Annotated in this window: 4 protein-coding genes; all 4 read right to left on the reverse strand. The window is 63.8% G+C overall.

Annotated features, from left to right (window positions below; all coding sequences use genetic code 11):
* Positions 1-516, reverse strand: a 516-nt coding sequence (locus AC5DC2_RS20870; protein WP_491699876.1) for an NAD(P)-dependent oxidoreductase, incomplete at its 3' end; no start/stop codon positions are given.
* Positions 517-526: 10 nt separating this feature from the next.
* On the reverse strand, positions 527-1,303 hold the full coding sequence (hyi, locus tag AC5DC2_RS20875; protein ID WP_491699877.1) for a hydroxypyruvate isomerase: 777 nt from the start codon (positions 1,301-1,303) through the stop codon (positions 527-529).
* 11 nt (positions 1,304-1,314) lie between these two features.
* Entirely contained in the window at positions 1,315-3,045 is a 1,731-nt protein-coding gene (locus tag AC5DC2_RS20880; RefSeq protein WP_491699878.1) for an ABC transporter ATP-binding protein, read from the reverse strand.
* Positions 3,046-3,060: 15 nt separating this feature from the next.
* A partial coding sequence (locus AC5DC2_RS20885; protein WP_491699879.1) for an ABC transporter permease occupies positions 3,061-3,854 on the reverse strand: 794 nt, incomplete at its 5' end.

Genomic DNA, 3,854 nt, shown 5'->3' on the forward strand with positions numbered 1-3,854 from the left:
GTTGGCGACCTTGGCGGTCTGGCCGTCGCCGACCGGGCCGACATGGGTGATGGTCTTGCCCATTGCCTCAAACAGCGGCTTGCCGCGCTCGAAATCGGCATCCGAGCCGCCGACCATGATCGTCAACGCCGCGTTCTTGGCTCCGACCTCGCCGCCGGAGACCGGCGCATCGAGATAGCCACAGCCCTTTGCCGAGATCTTTTCGGCGAAGGCCTTGGTCTCGACCGGGGAGATCGAGCTCATGTCGATGACCATCTTGCCTTCGGAAAGACCGTCAGCCACGCCGTTCTCGCCGAACAGAACCGCCTCGACATCCGGCGTGTCCGGCACGATGGTGATGATGATCTCGGCGGCTTCCGCGACCGCCTTCGGCGTATCGCAGGCGGTCGCGCCCTTTTCGACGAGGAATTCCGAGACCGGCTTCAACCGATTGATGTAAAGGTCGTGGCCGGCGTCGATCAGGTGCGCCGCCATGGGACGGCCCATGAGGCCGAGGCCGATAAATCCGATTTTCATGTGATCCTCCTTAAAGCCAGGGCTTCATCCAGCCGAGGCCTTCGCTTGTGCCGGCCGAGGGCTTGTATTCGCAGCCGATGAAGCCGTCATAGCCTTCCGCGTCCAGCATATTGAAAAGATAGGGATAGTTGATTTCGCCCGTGCCCGGTTCATGCCGGCCGGGATTGTCGGCGAGCTGCACATGAGCGATCTTTGCCTTGAGCCGCCGGTAGGTTTCGGCAAGGTCGCCCTGCATGATCTGGGTGTGGTAGATGTCGTACTGGATGAACAGGTTGTCGGAGCCAACCGCCTCCAGAATACGCTCGGCATGATCCGTGGTCGAAACGAAGAAGCCCGGAATGTCATGCAGGTTGATCGGCTCAAGCAGCAGCTTGACGCCGGCATCAGCGAGACGCGGTGCGGCGTATTTCAGGTTCTTGACCAGAGTCTGCTCGAGCTTTTCGGCTGCAACACCCTTCGGCGCGATGCCGGCGAGGCAGTTGATCTTGGGGCAGCCGAGCGCCCTGGCGTAGGAAATCGCCGTGTCCACGCCCGCCTTGAACTCCTCCACCCGGTCCGGCAGGCAGCCGATGCCGCGCTCGCCACCGGCCCAGTCACCGGCTGGCAGGTTGAACAGCGCCTGTTTCACATTGGCGGCCTTCAGCGCGGCGGCAACGTCCCCCTCCGGGAAGTCATAGGGGCCGACATATTCGACGGCCGGAAAGCCATCCTTTGCGGCCGCGGCGATCCGGTCGAGAAACGGCAGATCGGCGTAGAGAAACGAAAGATTGGCGGCAAATTTCGGCATTCGAAAACTCCTCAGGCGGTAAATCTGGTTCGGTGCAGCATGCGCTTGTTGCGCGGGTCCGGGTTCGGCACCGCGGAAATCAGGCTGCGGGTGTAGTCTTCCTCCGGCGCGGTGCAGATCTGCTCGGCGCTGCCGAGTTCCACCAGCCGGCCCCGGTGCATCACCGCCACCCGGTCGCAGAAATAGCGGACCACCGAGATGTCGTGGGCGATGAAGATGTAGGAGAGGTCGAGGCGCTTCTGCAGGTCGAGCAGAAGATCGAGGATCTGCGCCCTAATCGAGACGTCGAGCGCGGACGTCGCCTCGTCGGCGATGATTACCTTCGGGTCGAGCGCTAAGGCCCTTGCGATGCCGATGCGCTGCCGCTGGCCGCCTGAAAACGCATGCGGATAGCGCTCCATGGCGGAACGGTCGAGGCCGACGAGTTCCAGCAGGTCGCCGACCTTCTGCTCGATCTCCCGGCCCGATAGCTTGCCCTGCACCACGAGCGGGTCGGCAACCACCTGCCGGACCGTCATGCGCGGATTGAGCGAGGCGAACGGGTCCTGAAACACGAGCCGGACCTGGCTGTGGAAATTGCGCAGCCCCTGCTTGTCGAGCGTCGTCACCTCCGTCTCGGTGCCATCGCCGGGGCGATAGACGACCGAGCCGGAGGTCGGGTCGAGGACGCGAAGAATGAGCCGGCCCATCGTGGTCTTGCCCGAGCCGCTTTCCCCGACGATACCGAGGTTCTCCCCGCGCTTCAGGTCGAAGGAAACATCGTCCACGGCCTTCAGGATAAACCCCTTCTTGCCGGCGCCAGCGCCGAACACCTTGGTGAGATTGCGCACCGACAGCACGACATCGTCCTTCGCAGCCTCTCGGGCTTCGTCCGCCACGCGCGGCTTTTCCAGACGCACGGTCGATGACAGAAGCTGGCGGGTATAGGGATGCTTGGCGTTGTAGAAGATCTCATCCACCGGCCCGCGCTCGACGATCACGCCGAAGCGCATCACCGCCACCTCGTCGGCGACCTCGGCGACGACGCCGAGATCGTGGGTGATCAGCAGCATGGCCATGCCGCGTTCCACCTGCAGGCGCTTGATCAGGTCGAGGATTTCAGCCTGGGTGGTCACGTCGAGCGCCGTCGTCGGCTCGTCCGCGATCAGGATATCGGGATCGCAGGCAAGCGACATCGCGATCATCGCACGCTGGCGCATGCCGCCGGAAAACTCGAAGGTGTAGCGATCGATCATCGCCTCCGGGTTCGGGATTTCCACCTGCGACAGCAGGCTGATCGTCTCCGCCCGCGCCTCGGCCTTGCTCATGTTGCGGTGCAGCCTGAGCGCCTCGATGATCTGGTCGCCGATCGTGTGGACCGGCGAGAGCGAGCTCATCGGCTCCTGGAATATCAGCGATATGCGACCACCGCGGATCGCGCGGATTTCCTTTCCCTCATCGGGCAGCGCATGGATATCGACGGGCTTGCCATCGGTATCGAGCACGATCGTGCCGCTGGTGATCCTTGCTGCCTTGTCGACGATCTTCAGCAGCGCCCGCGCCGTCACCGACTTGCCGGAGCCGCTCTCGCCGACCAGCGCCAGCGTCTTGCCGCGATGAAGATCGAAGGTGACGTCGCGCACGGCATGCAGGATGTGCTGGCGCAGGTGGAAATCGATGGAGAGGTTCTTCACCGATAGCACCGCATCGCCGAAGCCCTCATGATCGTGCACGATGGTCTCGGGTGTCATTACAGTCGTCATTGTCGTCATCTCCCCTCAGCTATCATAGGGGTCGGCGGCATCGCGCAGGCCGTCGCCGAGGAAGTTGAAGGAGAGCACCGCGATCACGACCGCGCCGGCCGGCCAGATCAGCAACCACGGGGCCGTCGAGATGGTGCGGATGTTCTGCGCGTCCTGCAGCAGCACGCCCCAGGAGACGACCGGCGGCTTCAGCCCGACGCCGAGGAAGGAGAGCGCCGTTTCCGCCACGATCATGGTCGGCAACGCCAGCGTGACGACCGCGAGGATATGGCTCGTCAGCGACGGCAGGATGTGGCGGAAGATGATCCGCCGCTCGTTGGAGCCGTCGAGCCGCGCGGCCGTGACGAAATCATCGCCCCGCAGCGCAAAGAAGCGTCCGCGCACCTCGCGGGCAAGCGAGGTCCAGCCAAGCAGCGACACGATCAGCGTGATCAGGAAATAGACCTTGAGGGGCGCGAGCGAGACCGGGATGGCGGCGGCAAGGCCGAGCCAGAGCGGGATGGTCGGCATCGCCGAGATGATCTCGATGATGCGCTGGATCAGAAGATCCACCCAGCCGCCGTAATAGCCCGACAGCGCGCCCATCACCACGCCGAGGATCAGGCTGATGCACACCCCGATCAGGCCGATCGACATCGATACCCGCGTGCCGTAGATCACCCGGCTGAAGAGATCACGGCCGAGCTTGTCCGCGCCGAGCAGGTAGAAGGGATCGTTCGCCTTCAGGGGGCCGACCAGATGCAGGTCGGAGGGGAAAAGCCCCCACATCTTGTATTCCGGCCCGCGCACGAAAAAGCCGATCGGCACCA

Source organism: Martelella sp., from assembly GCF_984369615.1.

What these genes read in the sequence shown, in the direction of transcription:
- AC5DC2_RS20880 (WP_491699878.1), bottom strand. Translation starts at nt 3,045, where the DNA reads ATGACGACTGTAATGACACCCGAGACCATCGTGCACGATCATGAGGGC.
- hyi (WP_491699877.1), bottom strand. Translation starts at nt 1,303, where the DNA reads ATGCCGAAATTTGCCGCCAATCTTTCGTTTCTCTACGCCGATCTGCCG.